The following is a 15,911-nucleotide window of genomic DNA, read 5'->3' on the forward strand; positions in this document are numbered from 1 at the left end:
GACCTGGCACGCGGACCAGGAAAAAGAAACCCGGATGCTAACGACCTGGCACGCGAAACAGGAAGAGAAATCCCGGCGCTAATGTCCTCATAAGCAGATAATGGAAAGACACAGACCCTAGGGCCTGGTACGCCAAAGATTGCATCACGCCCCCCTTAAGCCTAAAGTAATCAGTATCTCCCGTCGCAACAAGACCTAATCCAATACTCGAAAAAGGGGACCGCCATGACCTCGCACGCCATAAAAAAAACACCTCATGTCCAAATAAAACGCGCCTACGATCCCCCGGGCAGTGATGACGGTTACAGGGTATTTGTGGACAGGCTTTGGCCTCGAGGCGTAGCCAAAGAAGACCTTAAGTTCGATGAGTGGAATAAAGATCTGGCGCCCAGCCCCGCCTTGCGCACCTGGTTTGGACATAAGGTAGAAAACTGGGAGCGTTTCAACGATAGCTACCGTGCCGAACTTCACACACCCGAACAAAAACAACGTATGCGTGACCTGATTAACGCCGCAAAAGGCCAGCCTATTACGCTGGTGTATGGCGCCAAAGACGTTAAGCATAATCACGCCGTGATCTTGGCATCTGAAATAAACGGCCTATACTGATCTGATGCGCGTGTTCGCCACATACGGACCTATTCCGTTTAAGGAGACCGGCATGAGCAAGGCAAAATGGATAGCATGCAGCCTGCTGCTATGTGTCCTGGCATTTTCAGGACAGGTATTCAGTTCTGCTGTTGCCGCAACGCCAAAAGTTGTGGTGCTTGAACTCGACGGCATTGTCAGTCCCGCTTCGTCCGACTTCCTCACGCGTGGCTTGGCGCGCGCGGTCGAAGAAAATGCCGTATTGACCGTCATCGAAATGGATACACCTGGCGGCCTGGACGCTTCTATGCGTTCCATCATCCGGCAAATATTGTCGTCGCCTATTCCTGTCGCTACCTTTGTAAGCCCAGGCGGAGCGCGAGCCGCCAGCGCCGGCACATTCATACTTTACGCCAGCCATATTGCCGCCATGACGCCAGCCAGTAACTTGGGCGCGGCTTCGCCCGTTTCCATCGGTTTGGGAGGCCCGGATGACAAGCCTCAGGCTGGTACAGATAAAGATCCTGACAAGAAATCAGGCGGCGACACGATGACTCACAAAGTCACCAACGATGCCGCTGCCTATATTCGAAGCTTGGCGCAGTTGCGGGGTCGCAATGCCGATTTTGCAGAAAAAGCCGTCCTTGACGCCAGCAGCATGTCGGCACAGGAAGCACTGAAAGCAGGGGTCATAGATGTCATCGCCGCAAATATTGATGATTTGCTCAAGCAACTGGATGGCAGGTCGATAAAGCTTGATAACGGCCAGACAGTTAGCCTGCAAACGGCCGATGCCGAGATCGTTCGTATTACGCCGAATTGGCGCAACCGTATCATGGCATGGTTGGCAAATCCACAGCTTGCGTTGATACTGATGATGGTGGGCATCTACGGTTTGTTTTTCGAGATGACCAGCCCAGGCGCTGCCTTGCCAGGCGTAGCCGGTCTGATTTGCCTGCTGCTGGGCTTTTATGCCTTCCAGATGCTGCCAGTTAACTGGGCAGGGGTGGCGCTGGTTGCTGTTGGCACTGCCATGATGATCGGTGAAGTGTTTCTGCCCAGTTTCGGGGCATTGGGGGTAGGCGGCATTATTGCCTTTGTGCTAGGCGGTTTGTTTTTAACCGATACCGGTATAGCGGAGTTCGATTTGTCTATTCCTTTCGTGATTGGCGTTGCTATTGCCAGTGGCGCGATCATCATGCTGATCGGCACGATGGCCGTACGTTCTCGCAACCTTAAAGTGGTGAGCGGAAAAGAGGAAATGCTGGGCATGGAGGGTGTGGTGGCCAGTGTCGTTGAAGGGCTGGTTTATGCCGATGTACGTGGGGAAAGCTGGCGAGTGCGGTGCAATGAACCATTGTCGCCAGGCGATCGGGTACGGGTTGTGGCGATGGATGGCCTGACGTTACAGGTGACCCGTGCTGGCCAGGGTGCTGCGATTCGACATTAAACGAAGGGGGATGCGCCATGTTCTACAGCTTCAATATTGCGTTAAGCGTCATTATCATCATCTTGATGCTGGTTATACTCAATGGCATCAAGATCTTGCGTGAATACCAGCGCGGCGTCATTTTTACGCTGGGCCGTTTCAGCAGCGTAAAAGGTCCAGGGCTGATTTTTGTCATTCCAGTGGTGCAGCAAATGGTGCGTGTGGATTTGCGCGTGGTCACCATGGATGTGCCCAGCCAGGATGTCATTTCGCGCGACAACGTGTCAGTAAAGGTCAATGCCGTGCTGTATTTCAGGGTTGTGGCGCCTGAAAAGGCCATTATCCAGGTCGAACGCTACCTGGAGGCCACCAGCCAATTGGCCCAGACCACCTTGCGCGCAGTATTGGGTAAGCATGAACTCGATGAAATGCTGTCCGAACGCGAAAAGCTAAATCTGGACATACAGCAAATCCTGGATGCGCAGACCGATTCCTGGGGCATCAAGGTGACCAATGTCGAAATCAAGCACATCGATTTGAACGAGAGCATGGTCCGCGCCATTGCGCGGCAGGCAGAGGCCGAACGGGAACGTCGGGCAAAGGTTATTCACGCGGAAGGCGAAAAGCAGGCGGCGCAAGCCCTGATGGAGGCAGCCGAAATACTGGCGACCCAGCCATCGGCGATGCAGTTGCGGTATTTGCAGACGTTGACGCAAGTGGCGGGAGACAAAAGCTCTACGCTGGTTTTCCCTATACCGGTGGATTTGCTGTCGTCGCTGATGGGCAAGAAGGGCTAGGCTTATCCTGTTTTTTCGGCAAGCAACTGGCCAATGGCAGCGCCGACATGCAGGTCGTCCAGGTGCCCGAAATGATGCAAGCGTATGTCGCCATTTTTATCGATCAGGATCAAACTGGGCGTGCCTTGTAATCGATATGCCTGCATGCTTACAGGAATGGGGTTGTTTGCCGACTGCTGGTCTATTCCTATGGGAAAGGACAAACGGAATTCGTGTATGAATGCTTTTAGCGATACGGGGCCCATCGCATCGTGATGCTCAAAAACGCTATGCAGGCCCACGACGCGCAGTTTATCGGGAGGGAATGCCTGATGTATGGCCTTGGCTTGAGGTATGGAGTGTGTAACGCAGGCGGGGCATAGCATCTGAAATGCATGCAGGACCACGACTTGGCCGCGCAAGGATGCGAGCGTTAGGTCATCAGCCGTGTTCATCCACTGGCTGACGGTCCAGTCGGGGGCGTGTTCGTAGGAAAGTCGGCTCATACACTTCCTTCGGGTAGTCTAGAACGTTATCGGTTAAGGTTTCAGCTTTTTGGAGAAATGCGATGCAGATTGGAATGGTGGGCTTAGGCCGCATGGGAAACAATATGGTGCAGCGCTTGTTGCGAAATGGCCAGCACTGCGTAGTCTACGATAGCCATCCCGAAGCGCTGCAGCCCCTGGCCGATCTTGGCGCTATTGCATGTTCCTCGCTTGAAGCCTTTGTTGCTTCGCTGGCCGCGCCGCGCGCCATATGGTTGATGGTTCCGGCCGCTGTCGTGGACAAGGTGCTGGCTGAACTTACCCCGCTGTTGCAAGATGGCGATATTGTGATCGATGGCGGTAATTCGTCGTATCACGACGACATACGCCGTGCGGCAGAGCTTACGCAACAAGGCATTCACTATATGGATGTCGGCACCAGTGGCGGTGTGGCTGGGCTGGAGCGCGGCTATTGTTTGATGATAGGCGGAGAAGCGGATACATTCAAGCATCTTGAACCCGTGTTTGCGGCACTCTCGCCAGGGGCGGATGCGGTGCACGCCACACCGGACCGTGCCTTGACGACCGCCGACCAGGGCTATTTGCACTGCGGCCCTCATGGCGCCGGGCATTTCGTCAAAATGGTGCATAACGGTATTGAATATGGAATTATGGCCGCTTATGCAGAGGGCCTGAACATCATGCACAACGCCAATATCGGCATGCACGAACGTGCGGCTGATGCTGAGACCACACCTTTGCGACACCCAGAGCATTATCAGTACGACCTCGATCTGCCTGAAATCACCGAATTGTGGCGGCGCGGCAGTGTTATCGGCTCATGGCTGCTGGATCTGACGGCGAAAGCGCTTCAGGGCAATCCGTCTCTCGACAATTACGCGGGTCGCGTATCGGATTCCGGCGAAGGACGCTGGGCGTTGTCCGCAGCCATTGATCAAGGCGTGCCTACGCCCGTTCTTAGCGCTGCGCTGTTCTCCCGTTTCGAATCCCGCGGCAACGCCGATTACGCAAACCGCGTGTTGTCGGCGATGAGAAAGCAATTTGGTGGACACGTTGAAAAGCCTGAAGGAGGGCACATAGGATGACAGGCCCAGATCGCTTGGAAAATGTTTCAGACGCTTTAGTGCTGTTTGGCATGACGGGCGACCTGGCTCAGAAGAAGATATTTCCGGCGCTGTACGCCATGGCTAAGCGCAACGCGTTGACGGTGCCTGTGGTCGGGGTAGCGTCGTCGGCATTGACGCGCGAGCAGTTGCGCCATCATATAGAGCAAAGCATCCAGCAATCTTGCGGTATTGATGACAGGCCGGCGCTGGAACGTTTATTAGCTGCAACCCAATACGTAAGCGGCAACTATAACGATTTAGGCACGTTCGCCAAATTGAAGCAGGCCTTGGGGGCGGCCAAGCGCCCGGCCTACTATTTGGCGATACCTCCGTCACTGTTCGCTACGGTAATCAAGAGCCTGGCAGCGTCAGATCTGGCGTCAGGCGCGCGGGTGATCGTCGAGAAGCCTTTTGGCCGAGATCTGGCGTCGGCGCAACAGCTTAACCAGGTCGCTTGTTCTGTTTTTCCCGAAGATGCTATTTTCCGGATTGATCACTTCCTGGGTAAAGAAGCGATCATGAACATTCTTTATTTTCGCTTTGCCAATTCTTTTTTGGAGCCCATCTGGAATCGTAACCACGTTGAAAGCGTCCAGATTACGCTTGCGGAAACCTTTGGGGTGGGGAACCGCGGGACGTTCTATGAAAGTGCCGGCTGTCTGCGCGACGTTATTCAAAACCATTTGTTCCAGGTTGTCGCGCTACTGGCAATGGAGCCGCCGGCTTTCCAGGGATATGCCGCCGTGCATGCGGAAAAAGCGAAGGTGTTTCAGGCTATACGGCCTGCTTGTAAGGATGACTTGGTCAGGGGCCAGTATCAAGGCTATCAAGATGAGCCGCACGTAGATAGCAATTCGGATGTCGAAACCTATTGCGCATTGCGGTTGTTCATTGATTCGTGGCGTTGGTCGGGCGTTCCCTGGTTTTTGCGATCAGGTAAGTATCTGGCCCAAGACGCAGCCGAGGTGCTTGTCCAATTAAAGGCGCCGCCGCAGAAGCTGTTCGCCGATTCCCAGCCGAATAATGGGCGGGCCAACTATATTCGCTTCCGTTTGTCGCCAAGCTCGGCTGTGGCCCTGGCTGCGCGGGTCAAGCGCTCGGGCAAGGAGTTCGTCGGCGACCAGCGTGAACTGTATCTACTTGATGTAGACCCGCTAGAAGAGACGCCTTACGAACGCTTGTTGGCAGACGCGATGGCGGGCGACCGCGCCTTGTTTACCAGCGAGAAAGCGATCGAGGCGGCCTGGACGGTGCTAGAGCCAGTGCTAAGCGACCATCATCAGGCCTGGCCTTATGAACGTGGAAGCTGGGGGCCGGAACAAGCTGATGCGCTTGTCGCCGATTATGGCGGCTGGCACAACCCCGGCCCGGTATAAGGTGCTTACTTGATAAGGGCCACGGGTATTTCGACAAGACCCAGTACTTTTGTTGTAACCGAACCGAGTACGAAGCCGGTTACGGCGCCTAACCCGCGTGTACCCATGATGATCATGTCGCACTCTTTTTTCTTGGCGTAATCGGCAATCGTCTGGGCGACGGGGCCGACTGCGATTTCTTCAGTATAGGTGACGCCGGCTTCGTCAAGGATGGCCTTGGCGGGCAACAGGGCGTTGCGGCCTTCGTCTTGATAGTAGTCGTTGATGGCTTCGGCGGAAAAGAAACGCTTGACGTTGCCCGAAATGATGGGGGGGTGTACGGTAAGCAAATGCAGGGTGGCGCCGCCAAATTCGTTGGCGGCTTTGATGGCGGCTTTGACAGCACGAGTGGAAGATTCTGATCCGTCTACCGGTACAAGTATGGTTCTCATGGAGGCCTCGTTGATAGTTGCTTGCGTACATCGCCTGGTTGGCATGGGTAGCGTAACAGGGACAGCTGCTTTATATTAGACGACAGCACAAACGGCGTCATGATCTAGATCAAGAAACACGACAAGCCAACCGTTTTTGGAGAGCTATGACAGTCAGGATAGAAGACTATGCCTTGCTTGGCAATTGCCGTACGGCCGCGTTAGTGTCCAAAGAGGGCTCTATTGACTGGCTGTGTTTTCCCCGCTTCGACGCCGCCGCATGTTTTGCGGCGTTGCTGGGGACGCCTGAAAACGGTCGCTGGCAAATTGCGCCATCAGGGGCGGTGATCGATACCAAACGAAGCTATCGGGATGGCACCCTGATTCTGGAAACCACGTTCACGACGGAAGAAGGTGTCGCCAAGCTGATTGACTTCATGCCGTCCACTTTTACGCATTCCAGCGTGGTGCGTATCGTGGTGGGGGTGAAAGGCACGTTGAGATTTCATATGGATCTGGCTATCCGGTTCGATTATGGCCGAACCATCCCCTGGGTAGAAACCCACCACACTCAAACGCTGACGGCAGTGGCAGGCCCCGAGATGTTGGTACTGCGTTGCGCGGTTCCGCTAGAAGGGCATGGCGCGCAAACCACGTCAGATTTTACGGTTACAGAAGGCCAGCGTGAGGTATTCACGTTGTTGCACCAGCCTTCCCATGAGCGAGTGTCGGATCCATTCGATGCCGAGGCAGCATTGGCTGAAACGGAATACTTTTGGCATGAGTTCTCCAGCCGCTGCCCGGATGTCGGTCGATGGTCAGGCTTGGTCAAAAGGTCATTGCTTACGCTCAAGGCGCTGACTTATTTACCTACCGGGGGCATCGTGGCGGCAGCCACCACCTCATTGCCCGAAAAGCTGGGCGGGCAGCGCAATTGGGATTATCGCTATTGCTGGCTGCGCGATGCCACCATGACATTGCTGGCGTTTATGAGCCTGGGTTACTTTGATGAGGCGCGTGCTTGGCGCGATTGGCTGACAAGATCCGTGGCCGGCAATCCAGATCAAATGCAAATTATGTACGGACTGGGCGGCGAACGCCGTTTGCCGGAATATGAGCTGCCGTGGTTGACGGGTTACGAAAGCTCGCAGCCTGTACGCATAGGCAACGCGGCGGCCACTCAAACCCAATTGGATGTGTACGGTGAAGTCGCTGATGCCATGGCTCAAGCTATCAAAGGGCATTTGCCGGCGCATCCCCGTATTGAAGCGATTACCGAAGTGATCGTGCCATTTCTGGAAAAGCAGTGGCGGGAGCCCGATGAAGGGATCTGGGAAATTCGAGCCGAAAAACGGCATTTCACCCATTCTAAAGTGATGGCATGGGTGGCTTTCGACCGCATTTCCATTGTGGCCGACGCCATGAAAAATGGGCGTCAGTTTTCAGCAAACTGCCGACGCATCGCCAATGAAATACATGCTCAGGTCTGCCGCGAAGGCTATAACTCCGAACTTGGCAGCTTCGTACAGCATTACGGTTCTACCAATCTTGACGCCAGCCTTCTCCAAATTCCTCTCACCGGTTTTTTGCCGCCAGATGACCCCCGCGTGCTGGGCACCGTCGCTGCTATTGAAAAACGCTTGATGCGCGACGGTTTGTTGTTGCGCTACGAAAGCGAAGCCGGAATCGATGGTTTGCCCCCTGGAGAAGGGACTTTCCTGGCGTGCTCGTTCTGGTTGGCCGACGTCTATGTTCTGTTAGGACGCGACGATGATGCTCGCGCATTATTTGAACACTTGGCTTCTTTATGCAACGATGTCGGCTTGCTTGCAGAGCAATACGATCCGCATGAGCGGCGCATGTTGGGGAATTTTCCCCAGGCGTTCAGCCATATCGGCATTATTAATACCGCGCTCAACCTGCATCGCGCCGAGGCGCCGGCCCAGAAGCGTGCTCATCCGGAATCCGCTGAAGAAGCCAGTCTGGCAGATACAAGCTCTTGAGGGCGCAGCGTGCCATAATCTCACGCTTGCAAGAATATTTTTGGATATATGAAAAAGCTTTATCGCGACAGTCGTGTCGAAACCCTTGAAGTGCGTGTTACCGGCCGAGTGCAAGGGGTGGGGTTCCGCGTTGCTGCGGTGCGTCATGCCCATATGCTGGGGGTTACAGGCTGGGTGCGTAACGCCGATGATGGGGCAGTCGAAGCGTTGCTTCAGGGGCCACACGACCAAATAGACCGGATGCTGTCATGGCTGCATGTGGGCCCACCCGGCGCCCGCGTCCTGGAGGTCGATAGTCAGGTCGCGCTCACCGAGCGTCATTTCGACAGGTTTGAACAGATCTAGGCTTGAAGATCGCCTGGTTTATGTTCAGGCATGTTTTTTAACCCACGCCGCATATTGGTCCATCCAGTTTTGCAGGAATTCTTTGCTGCCAGCGCCAATGTTGCCGGCCTCGTCAAACAGCCCCTCTTTTGCATGTATAAAGGCTTCAGGCTGGGCAAGCGTTGGGACGTCCAGATAGGCAAGCACGTTGCGTAAATGCTGTTGTGCCAAAGCAGTGCCTATAGCGCCTATCGAGGTGCCTATAACGCCGGCTGGTTTGCCTGCCCAGGCGTTTTGGCCGTAGGGACGCGAGGCATTGTCCAGGGCGTTCTTTAGTACGCCAGGCATCGAGCGGTTGTATTCCGGCGTGACGAATAACAAGCCCTGGCTCGCAGCGAGCTCGCTTTTCAACCGCTTCACAGAATCCGCCTGGTTTGCATCCTCGTCTTGGTTGTACAGCGGCAAGTCGCCGATTTCGAGTTGCTTGAAGGAAAAGTCTTGGGGGCCGAGTTTGGCAAGCGCCGTAGCCAGCTTGCGATTGAACGAATCTTTGCGCAGGCTGCCTACTATTACTGCGATTTGGTATTGGCTCATAGAGAACTCCTGTAAGAATTGTGAAGAGGGTCTTGCTACAGAATGTGGCTACCGGCTTTGTGCAAGCGCGGCCCGTAGCCGATGAAGTTCAGCTTCCAGTTTGTCGATACGCTGGGTTAAATTGATTGCAAGGGCAAGGCCTTGCGGATCAAGATCGAAGTCGTCGCGCAACCTGCGAGCGGTCCGGGCGATAACGATACAGTCGACGGTAAAGAAATAATTGGCGGGGTCCTGGTTGGTGGGTTCGATGACACCCGCTTCGATCAGATCGAGCAGGGCGTCTGCTGAAAGCCCCGAAACCTGTATCAGATGCTCGAAGGAACAAATGTCGGACGCATTCAGCCATATGCTTTCAGTAATATGGACGGTCATGATGGCGCTCCTGCATTAAGCTGCGCGCGGGGGTTGAAACTAGATGCCGCAGCAAGTTGCGAGAATAGTTCGCGCTCGCGTTCAGTCAGCGTTTTGGGCACGTCGATGCGTACTACCGCGTACAGGTCGCCTTGCACGCCATCATTGGGTGCCGGAAGGCCTCGCTTCCCTAAACGCAGCTTTCGTCCCGCTGCGGTACCAGCAGGGATAGTCATTTCGACCAGGCCGCCTAGCGTGGGAATCTGCACACTCGCTCCAAGGACGGCTTCCCAGGGAGCCAGGGGCAGGTCTATGTACAAGTCGTTGCCGCTGACTCGGTAGAATTTATGCGGCTGTATATTCATGACGATATAAAGATCGCCTGGCTTGCCGCCGCGCAAGCCCTTACCGCCTTTTTCGGGCAAACGCAGGCGTTGACCGTCGGAGGCGCCTTTTGGGATGCGTATCCGGAAGGTTTTCGGAACGTGATGCAGCAAACCATGTGCGTCGTATTCAGGCACGGAGACGCTAATCTCGGTTTCAGTGCCGTTATAGATTTGCTCTAGTGTGACGGATACTGGAACCTCGTAGTCGGGCCCACGCAGGGGTGGCTGAGGGTGTCCCCGGTGCGCGGCTTGCTGGGCCGCCGCGAATGCTGCCAACAAGTCGGCCAGATCCACGTCGGAATAATCGGCGCCATTGTCGCGAAACTGTTCTTGCCATTGATGAGGCGGAACGAATTCTTCCCCCTGGGGATGGCGGCCAAGTTCGTCGTAGGCAGCGCGCTTTTCGGGATCTTTCAGGGTGGCGTAGGCAACGGAGATATCTTTGAACTTTTCTTCGTTGCTGTCGCCTTTGTTGACATCCGGATGATGTTTGTGCGCAAGCTTGCGGTAGGCCTTTTTTATATCGGCCAGTGTTGCGTCACGCGGAACACCCAGTACCTGGTAGTAATCGACATATTTCATCAAATTTCCCGAAAAGGCTTAGCAGCGCATTCTGGACACCCCTAGAGTCTTCACCAGCTTGCTTCTGGTGTCAAGGAATGCCGTCCACTTCAGGCAGGTTGATTTTTATGTACTTCATCGAGGGTTTTACGAAAGCGTGCAATCATGTCGCCGACCTGTTCAGGGGTAATGATCAGTGGCGGGCAAAATGCAACGGTATCCTGGATGCCCCGTACGATCAGCCCATTTTGGTGGGCGCGCTCATAAACGGCGGCCCCCATTTTTCCCAACGGGTCGAAGGGACGCTTGCTGGCCTTATCGGCAACCAATTCGATACCTGCAATCAAGCCCATGCCGCGCACTTCGCCGACCAGTGGATGATCCGCCAGCTCGCGCAGGCCGGACTGCATGATGGCGCCGGTAGTTGCGGCGTTTTCCACCAGGCCGCGTTCTTCGATGATGTTCAGGTTTTCTATAGCCACGGCCGTCGCAACCGGATGACCGCTGGTGGTATAGCCATGGCCAAATGTGCCCAATGTGCCGCTGTGGTTGGAAATGACGTCTGCTACTGGACGACTCAGCATGACAGCGGCCAAAGGTTGATACGACGAAGTTAATTGCTTGGATAACACCATGATGTCGGGTTCGATGCCGAATGCGTCCGATCCGAACCGTGTTCCCAGGCGTCCGAAACCGGTGATGACCTCGTCGGCAATCACAAGCAAGTCGTACTTGCGGCAGACCGCCTGTATCTTGGCCCAATAGGAGTCGGGTGGCAAGATAACCCCACCCGCGCCCATGACGGGCTCGCCGATGAATGCTGCGACCGTATCAGGCCCTTCCTCCAGGATAAGGGCTTCCAAGTCGTTTGCCATGCGCGTGGCGAAATCCTCTTCGGTTTCACCCGGCAGGCCTTCGCGATACAAATGCGGGCAGCTTGTATGCTTTATTTGCGGCAAAGGCAGGTCAAAGTCGCGATGGTTACCTGGCAGGCCCGTCATGCTTGCCGAGGCAACGGTAACGCCGTGATAGCCACGCTTGCGCGCAATGATTTTTTTCTTTTGCGTCCGTCCCAGCGCATTGTTGTAGTACCACACCAATTTGACAACGGTATCGTTAGCTTCGGAGCCCGAGTTGGTGAAGAAGGCGGTGGACATGCGCCCTTGTGTATAGTTCACCAGTTTTTCCGCCAGCTCTATGGAAGGCGTGTGAGATTTATGCGTAAAGGTATGGTAATAAGGCAGTTTTTGCATTTGCCGGGTGGCTGCTTCAACCAGCCGCGGTTCACCAAATCCTACCGCCACGCTCCAGAGCCCAGCCATGGCTTCAAGGTATTTATTTCCCTGGTCGTCATAGACATAGATGCCTTCGCCCCTTTCAATGATGCGCGGCCCAATCTTTTGATGTGTGACCGCGTTGGTGTATGAGTGCAACTGGTAAGAGATATCGCGGCTTTGGGCGGAAGACAATGTGGTCATGGCAACTCCTGGCGAGTACAAGTGATTTTCATTTATCATATAGTAAATTCGCTCATCACCTGATATTAGGCACCGACTTGAAGATTATTTTTGCCTCTGCCCACGATGTCGACGCCGACTCCTGGATTAAACCCTTGCAGGCTTTGGTTCCGCAAGCCGATATCCAACAATGGTCAGATGATGGCAGTGCCATTGGTGCCGAGCTTGCCGTGGTGTGGAATCCACCGCGCGATATATTCCTGCGTGAAACGGGGTTGCAGGCGGTTTTCAACCTGGGTGCCGGGGTCGATGCTTTGTTCCGGTTGGAAGGTTTGAACGACGACGTGCCGATTGTGCGGCTGGAAGATGCTGGCATGTCGGTACAAATGGCCGAGTATGCAACCTATGCGTTATTACGGGCGTCGCGTCAATTTGACCGATACGAAGGTCTGCAGAAGCAGGGCATTTGGGAACCTTTGCCCGACATCCAAAGGGGGAAGTGGCCCGTAGGCGTGATGGGTATGGGCCTTATGGGCGCACGCGTTGCGCAAACCCTCGCCAGCCTCGATTATCCAGTCGCGGGGTGGTCGCGCAGCGGCAAGGATTTGCCGGGGATTGAATGCTTTGCCGGCCCGGCGCAATTGCCTGCTTTCCTGGCACGTACACGTGTCCTGATCAATACTTTGCCGCTTACCAGCGAAACGCATGGGATTCTATGCCGCGACACCTTGGGGCGGCTGCTGCCTGAAGCCCATCTGATCAATGTGGGACGAGGCGACCATCTTGTAGAGGAAGATCTGCTGGCACTACTTGATTCCGGCCACATTCACGGCGCGACACTAGATGTTTTCAACCAAGAGCCTCTGCCGCAAGGGCACGCGTTCTGGACGCATCCTCGCATAACGGTAACACCCCATGTGGCTGCTGCCAGTTTGCGTGAAACGTCTATCGCGCAAGTTGCAGCCAACATCAATTGCTACTTGCGGGGTGAACCATTGACCGGAGTCGTAGTTCGCGGCAGAGGGTACTGAATATACGACTATCGTTGGCCGCGGCACTAACTCGGGCACATTGATTGCTGATCCATAACCTGTCGCAGTTGGGGTTCCTTAGCGTTGTTATGGAGAAAATCATGAATAAACGAGAATTCATGGCCAAGTCGGTCGTTACGTTGGGTGCGGCGGCAGTGTTGTTGACGGGGTGCACGACGACGCCCCTATCATCCACAGCCAAAGGTCCAGCCAAGGAAAAAGAGATTGATGACAATGTCAATGCCGCGCTGGACAGGCTCTACAGCACAGTGCCGGGCTCACACGACTTAGTCAATAAAGCACAAGGTGTGCTGGTTTTCCCATCGGTATTGGCTGTTGGTTTTGTGGTCGGCGGCCAATATGGCGAAGGGGCCTTACGGGTCAATGGCAAGACCGTCGATTATTACAGCACGATTACCGGTTCCTTTGGGCTGCAGGTTGGCGCGCAATCGAAGGCCATTTTCTTCCTGTTCATGACCAAAGAAGCTCTGGATAAATTCGTCAACAGTAAAGGCTGGACGGCGGGTGTGGATGCATCAGTGGCTTTGATCAAGGTGGGGGCTAACGGCGTGCTGGACTTGAATACCGCGACGAAACCCGTCAGTGCTATTGTCATGACGAATCAAGGCCTGATGGCTAACTTGAATGTCGAAGGAACGAAGGTCAGCAAGTTGAAGCGATAAGCCACGTGTTTATTGACGAGGATCATACTTTACGATGCCGACGCGTGTCTTATGGCCATCGCAAGGTATATATTGGCTGATGAATATAAGGGCGGCATGCGCCGTCATTGTCATCTCAAGCCAAGGTCGGTTTTAAGTGAAAAAAGTGATGTCTACAAGACCCGAATCCGATTGGGATCCTCGGGCCGACGCTGTGCTTCAGGACCAGGTCACTGTGTATGATCAGATGCGTCAAAGATGCCCAGTTGCCCACAGCGAATATATGCACTGGTCCCTGTTTCGCCATGCCGATGTCATGCAGGTCCTGACCGATCACGAAACCTTTAGCAGTGCGGCGTCCAGCCACTTGTCTGTGCCCAACGGCATGGATCCGCCGCGGCATACTGAATACCGGCGCATTATCGACCGCTATTTCACACCAGAGCGTATCGCCGGGTTTTCATCTGCCTGCAGCGCGATCGCAGCGTCTTTGGTTGCCAAACTGTCAAAAGGAAGCGAGGTCGAGCTAATGGCCGATTTTGCACAAGCTTTCGCGCTTGAAATGCAAAGCGCATTCCTAGGTTGGCCTAAGGCATTACACGAACCGCTACGCCTTTGGATCAGGAAGAATCGTCAGGCCACGCTGGAAGGCGACAGGGCCGCCATGGCGGATATCGCTTTCGAGTTCGACGGATACATTAAAGACATGCTTGGCACGCGTCGCAAGCTGGGCGTTGTGGCTTCACCTGATGTCACTACAAGTCTGCTAAACGAACGCGTAGCAGGGCGCTTACTTACCGATGATGAAATTGTAAGCATCTTGCGTAATTGGACTGTCGGCGAATTGGGCACCATGGCGTCCTGTGTGGGTATTATTGCGCATTACCTGGCGTCCCATCCAGCAGTGCAGCAATTGCTGCGCAATGATTTGTCTATATTGCCTGCTGCCATCGACGAGATCCTGCGTATTCAAGCGCCGCTCATCGCCAACCGCAGAATAACCACAAAGCCCGTGACGCTCGGCGGCCGCGACTTGGCTGCCGGCGAACGTCTGTCCCTTATTTGGGCTTCGGCCAATCGGGACGAGGTAGTATTTAAGGATGCCGCTACATTCCGCCTAGACCGGGACCCATCGCAAAACTTGCTTTATGGTGCGGGTATTCATGTTTGTCCGGGCGCGCCGCTGGCACGGCTGGAGCTTCTTGCTATCACGCAGGAACTGCTTACGCAGACTACGAATATTGCTTTGGTTGCAGACAAACCCGCAGTCAATGCGGTTTATCCGGCAGGCGGCTTTTCTGTGTTGCCGTTACGTATCGATTGAATTTTCGGCGGTCGTATTAGCCATCCATTGATTCCATCCGGTCTGCCCAAGACGGCGCATGGTTTCCTGGTTGCGCTCGTAAATAGCAGCAGCATCCGGAAAGGCATCGACTGCCTTTTCTATGCTGGCTTCGCGAAGCAGGTGCAACATAGGATAGGGCGCTCGATTCGTAAAGTTTTCAATCGCATCGGGCTCGCTATCGCTAAATTGATAATGCGGATGGAAGCTGGCAATTTGGAGCAAGCCGGTAAGTCGCTTGCGTTTCAGGACGCGATCGGCGCGATGCAGAAAATCGTTATATTCAAGAAAATCGCTTAACGCCTCGGGCAGGATCAGCAGCGTGGTATCGATGTTGTCTGGGTCGGCTTCGGCCAAGTACAGTAATTCAGACTCGAGCTGCTGCAATATGTCATGATTGGAGTCTGATCGGCTGATAACGTATCGGACCTGGTCTTTGACGTAAACGCTTTTAGCGAAAGGGCATAGATTAAGACCGATAACGGCGCGAGTCAGCCAATGTTTTGTCGTGGCAAGTACGGTTGCGTCGCTGGATTCCATATTCATTCTGTCCTCTGTCAGTGGAAGTCGGCGACCTTGGCGCGCAGGCGCTTGACTTCACCGTGCAAGGATTTGCGTTGTACGCGTCGGCGTTGCGAAGCCCGTGTCGGACGGGTGGGCTTGCGCAAGGTGCGCTCTTGCAACGCGGAACGTATCAAAAGCAGCAGGCGTTCTATGGCATCGGCACGGTTCTTTTCCTGGCTGCGAAATGACTGCGCCTTGATAACGATGACGCCGTCTTTCGACAGGCGTCTGTCAGAAAGTTCGCGCAACGAAGTTTTGCACTCTTCGGGTAGCGACGACTGGCCGACATCGAAACGCAAGTGGACTGCGCTGGACACTTTGTTCACATTCTGTCCGCCCGAGCCCTGGGCTCGAATCATACTGAATTCGATTTCGCGTTCGTCCAGATAAAGGTTGTCATGTATATGCAGCATAGGCGGTGATAGTACTACTTCAATCGGGTTAC

Annotated in this window: 18 protein-coding genes; 10 read left to right on the top strand and 8 right to left on the bottom strand. The window is 54.6% G+C overall.

Translation table 11 applies throughout. The annotated features are described in order from the left end of the window. Nucleotides 1–225 precede the first annotated feature (225 nt). The 3 genes from ABWO67_RS08415 to ABWO67_RS08425 all read left to right on the top strand — a co-directional run bounded on the left by ABWO67_RS08415 (nucleotide 226) and on the right by ABWO67_RS08425 (nucleotide 2,814). A complete protein-coding gene (locus ABWO67_RS08415; RefSeq protein WP_353150278.1) occupies nucleotides 226–609 on the top strand; it encodes a DUF488 domain-containing protein in 384 nt (127 codons plus the stop codon). Nucleotides 610–661: 52 nt separating this feature from the next. After that, entirely contained in the window at nucleotides 662–2,038 is a 1,377-nt protein-coding gene (locus tag ABWO67_RS08420; protein WP_353150281.1) for an NfeD family protein, read from the top strand. Nucleotides 2,039–2,103: 65 nt separating this feature from the next. Next, the gene (locus ABWO67_RS08425; protein ID WP_502929986.1) at nucleotides 2,104–2,814 is read left to right on the top strand and encodes a slipin family protein; all 711 of its coding nucleotides are present in this window, start codon (nucleotides 2,104–2,106) and stop codon (nucleotides 2,812–2,814) included. A 2-nt stretch (nucleotides 2,815–2,816) separates the two neighbouring features. Here the strand turns inward: ABWO67_RS08425 and ABWO67_RS08430 are convergent, their stop codons facing one another. Next, nucleotides 2,817–3,299 (bottom strand): peroxiredoxin family protein, encoded by a 483-nt coding sequence (locus ABWO67_RS08430; protein WP_353150286.1) that lies wholly within the window; start codon nucleotides 3,297–3,299, stop codon nucleotides 2,817–2,819. 62 nt (nucleotides 3,300–3,361) lie between these two features. Between ABWO67_RS08430 and gnd the strand changes: the two genes are divergently transcribed. Beyond that, complete coding sequence (gene gnd, locus ABWO67_RS08435) at nucleotides 3,362–4,384, top strand: phosphogluconate dehydrogenase (NAD(+)-dependent, decarboxylating) (RefSeq protein WP_353150289.1); 1,023 nt, start codon at nucleotides 3,362–3,364, stop codon at nucleotides 4,382–4,384. Further along, nucleotides 4,381–5,781, top strand: coding sequence for a glucose-6-phosphate dehydrogenase (gene zwf / locus ABWO67_RS08440; protein ID WP_353150292.1), 1,401 nt, complete (start codon nucleotides 4,381–4,383; stop codon nucleotides 5,779–5,781). Before gnd ends, zwf begins: the two co-directional genes overlap by 4 nt. 5 nt (nucleotides 5,782–5,786) lie before the next feature. On the opposite strand, the gene ABWO67_RS08445 is transcribed toward zwf, so the two are convergent. Further along, nucleotides 5,787–6,212: a universal stress protein gene (locus ABWO67_RS08445; RefSeq protein WP_353150295.1), complete on the bottom strand. Its 426-nt coding sequence runs from the start codon at nucleotides 6,210–6,212 to the stop codon at nucleotides 5,787–5,789. 146 nt (nucleotides 6,213–6,358) lie between these two features. Here ABWO67_RS08445 and ABWO67_RS08450 point away from each other — a divergent pair, with 146 nt between their 5' ends. Further along, complete coding sequence (locus ABWO67_RS08450; RefSeq protein ID WP_353150298.1) at nucleotides 6,359–8,194, top strand: glycoside hydrolase family 15 protein; 1,836 nt, start codon at nucleotides 6,359–6,361, stop codon at nucleotides 8,192–8,194. A 48-nt stretch (nucleotides 8,195–8,242) separates the two neighbouring features. Further along, nucleotides 8,243–8,539 carry an acylphosphatase gene (locus tag ABWO67_RS08455; protein ID WP_353150301.1) on the top strand — a complete coding sequence of 99 codons (297 nt, stop codon included), beginning with the start codon at nucleotides 8,243–8,245 and terminating at the stop codon, nucleotides 8,537–8,539. 24 nt (nucleotides 8,540–8,563) lie between these two features. Here the strand turns inward: ABWO67_RS08455 and ABWO67_RS08460 are convergent, their stop codons facing one another. The 4 genes from ABWO67_RS08460 to ABWO67_RS08475 form a co-directional block, all read right to left on the bottom strand. After that, nucleotides 8,564–9,112 (bottom strand): NADPH-dependent FMN reductase, encoded by a 549-nt coding sequence (locus tag ABWO67_RS08460; protein WP_353150304.1) that lies wholly within the window; start codon nucleotides 9,110–9,112, stop codon nucleotides 8,564–8,566. Nucleotides 9,113–9,160: 48 nt separating this feature from the next. Further along, nucleotides 9,161–9,484 carry a chaperone modulator CbpM gene (locus tag ABWO67_RS08465; protein WP_353150307.1) on the bottom strand — a complete coding sequence of 108 codons (324 nt, stop codon included), beginning with the start codon at nucleotides 9,482–9,484 and terminating at the stop codon, nucleotides 9,161–9,163. Continuing rightward, nucleotides 9,481–10,431 carry a DnaJ C-terminal domain-containing protein gene (locus ABWO67_RS08470; RefSeq protein ID WP_353150310.1) on the bottom strand — a complete coding sequence of 317 codons (951 nt, stop codon included), beginning with the start codon at nucleotides 10,429–10,431 and terminating at the stop codon, nucleotides 9,481–9,483. Before ABWO67_RS08470 ends, ABWO67_RS08465 begins: the two co-directional genes overlap by 4 nt. A gap of 89 nt (nucleotides 10,432–10,520) precedes the next feature. Further along, a complete protein-coding gene (locus tag ABWO67_RS08475; protein WP_353150313.1) occupies nucleotides 10,521–11,888 on the bottom strand; it encodes an aspartate aminotransferase family protein in 1,368 nt (455 codons plus the stop codon). Nucleotides 11,889–11,965: 77 nt separating this feature from the next. On the opposite strand from ABWO67_RS08475, the gene ABWO67_RS08480 reads away from it, so the two are divergent. From ABWO67_RS08480 to ABWO67_RS08490, 3 genes are all read left to right on the top strand, one after another. Further along, on the top strand, nucleotides 11,966–12,898 hold the full coding sequence (locus ABWO67_RS08480) for a 2-hydroxyacid dehydrogenase (RefSeq protein WP_353150316.1): 933 nt from the start codon (nucleotides 11,966–11,968) through the stop codon (nucleotides 12,896–12,898). Between the two features lie 101 nt (nucleotides 12,899–12,999). Then, nucleotides 13,000–13,581 (top strand): BPSL1445 family SYLF domain-containing lipoprotein, encoded by a 582-nt coding sequence (locus ABWO67_RS08485; protein ID WP_353150319.1) that lies wholly within the window; start codon nucleotides 13,000–13,002, stop codon nucleotides 13,579–13,581. A gap of 148 nt (nucleotides 13,582–13,729) precedes the next feature. Then, a complete protein-coding gene (locus ABWO67_RS08490) occupies nucleotides 13,730–14,884 on the top strand; it encodes a cytochrome P450 (RefSeq protein WP_353150322.1) in 1,155 nt (384 codons plus the stop codon). Here the strand turns inward: ABWO67_RS08490 and ABWO67_RS08495 are convergent. Together ABWO67_RS08495 and arfB are read right to left on the bottom strand one after the other, a co-directional pair. Continuing rightward, the gene (locus tag ABWO67_RS08495) at nucleotides 14,870–15,442 is read right to left on the bottom strand and encodes a DUF1415 domain-containing protein (protein ID WP_353150324.1); all 573 of its coding nucleotides are present in this window, start codon (nucleotides 15,440–15,442) and stop codon (nucleotides 14,870–14,872) included. The genes ABWO67_RS08490 and ABWO67_RS08495 overlap by 15 nt on opposite strands. Before the next feature lie 17 nt (nucleotides 15,443–15,459). Beyond that, nucleotides 15,460–15,879, bottom strand: a complete 420-nt coding sequence (arfB, locus tag ABWO67_RS08500) for an alternative ribosome rescue aminoacyl-tRNA hydrolase ArfB (protein WP_353150327.1) — start codon at nucleotides 15,877–15,879, stop codon at nucleotides 15,460–15,462. Nucleotides 15,880–15,911 lie beyond the last annotated feature (32 nt).

The organism is Pollutimonas bauzanensis (genome assembly GCF_040393045.1).
Lineage (GTDB): Bacteria > Pseudomonadota > Gammaproteobacteria > Burkholderiales > Burkholderiaceae_B > Pollutimonas > Pollutimonas bauzanensis_A.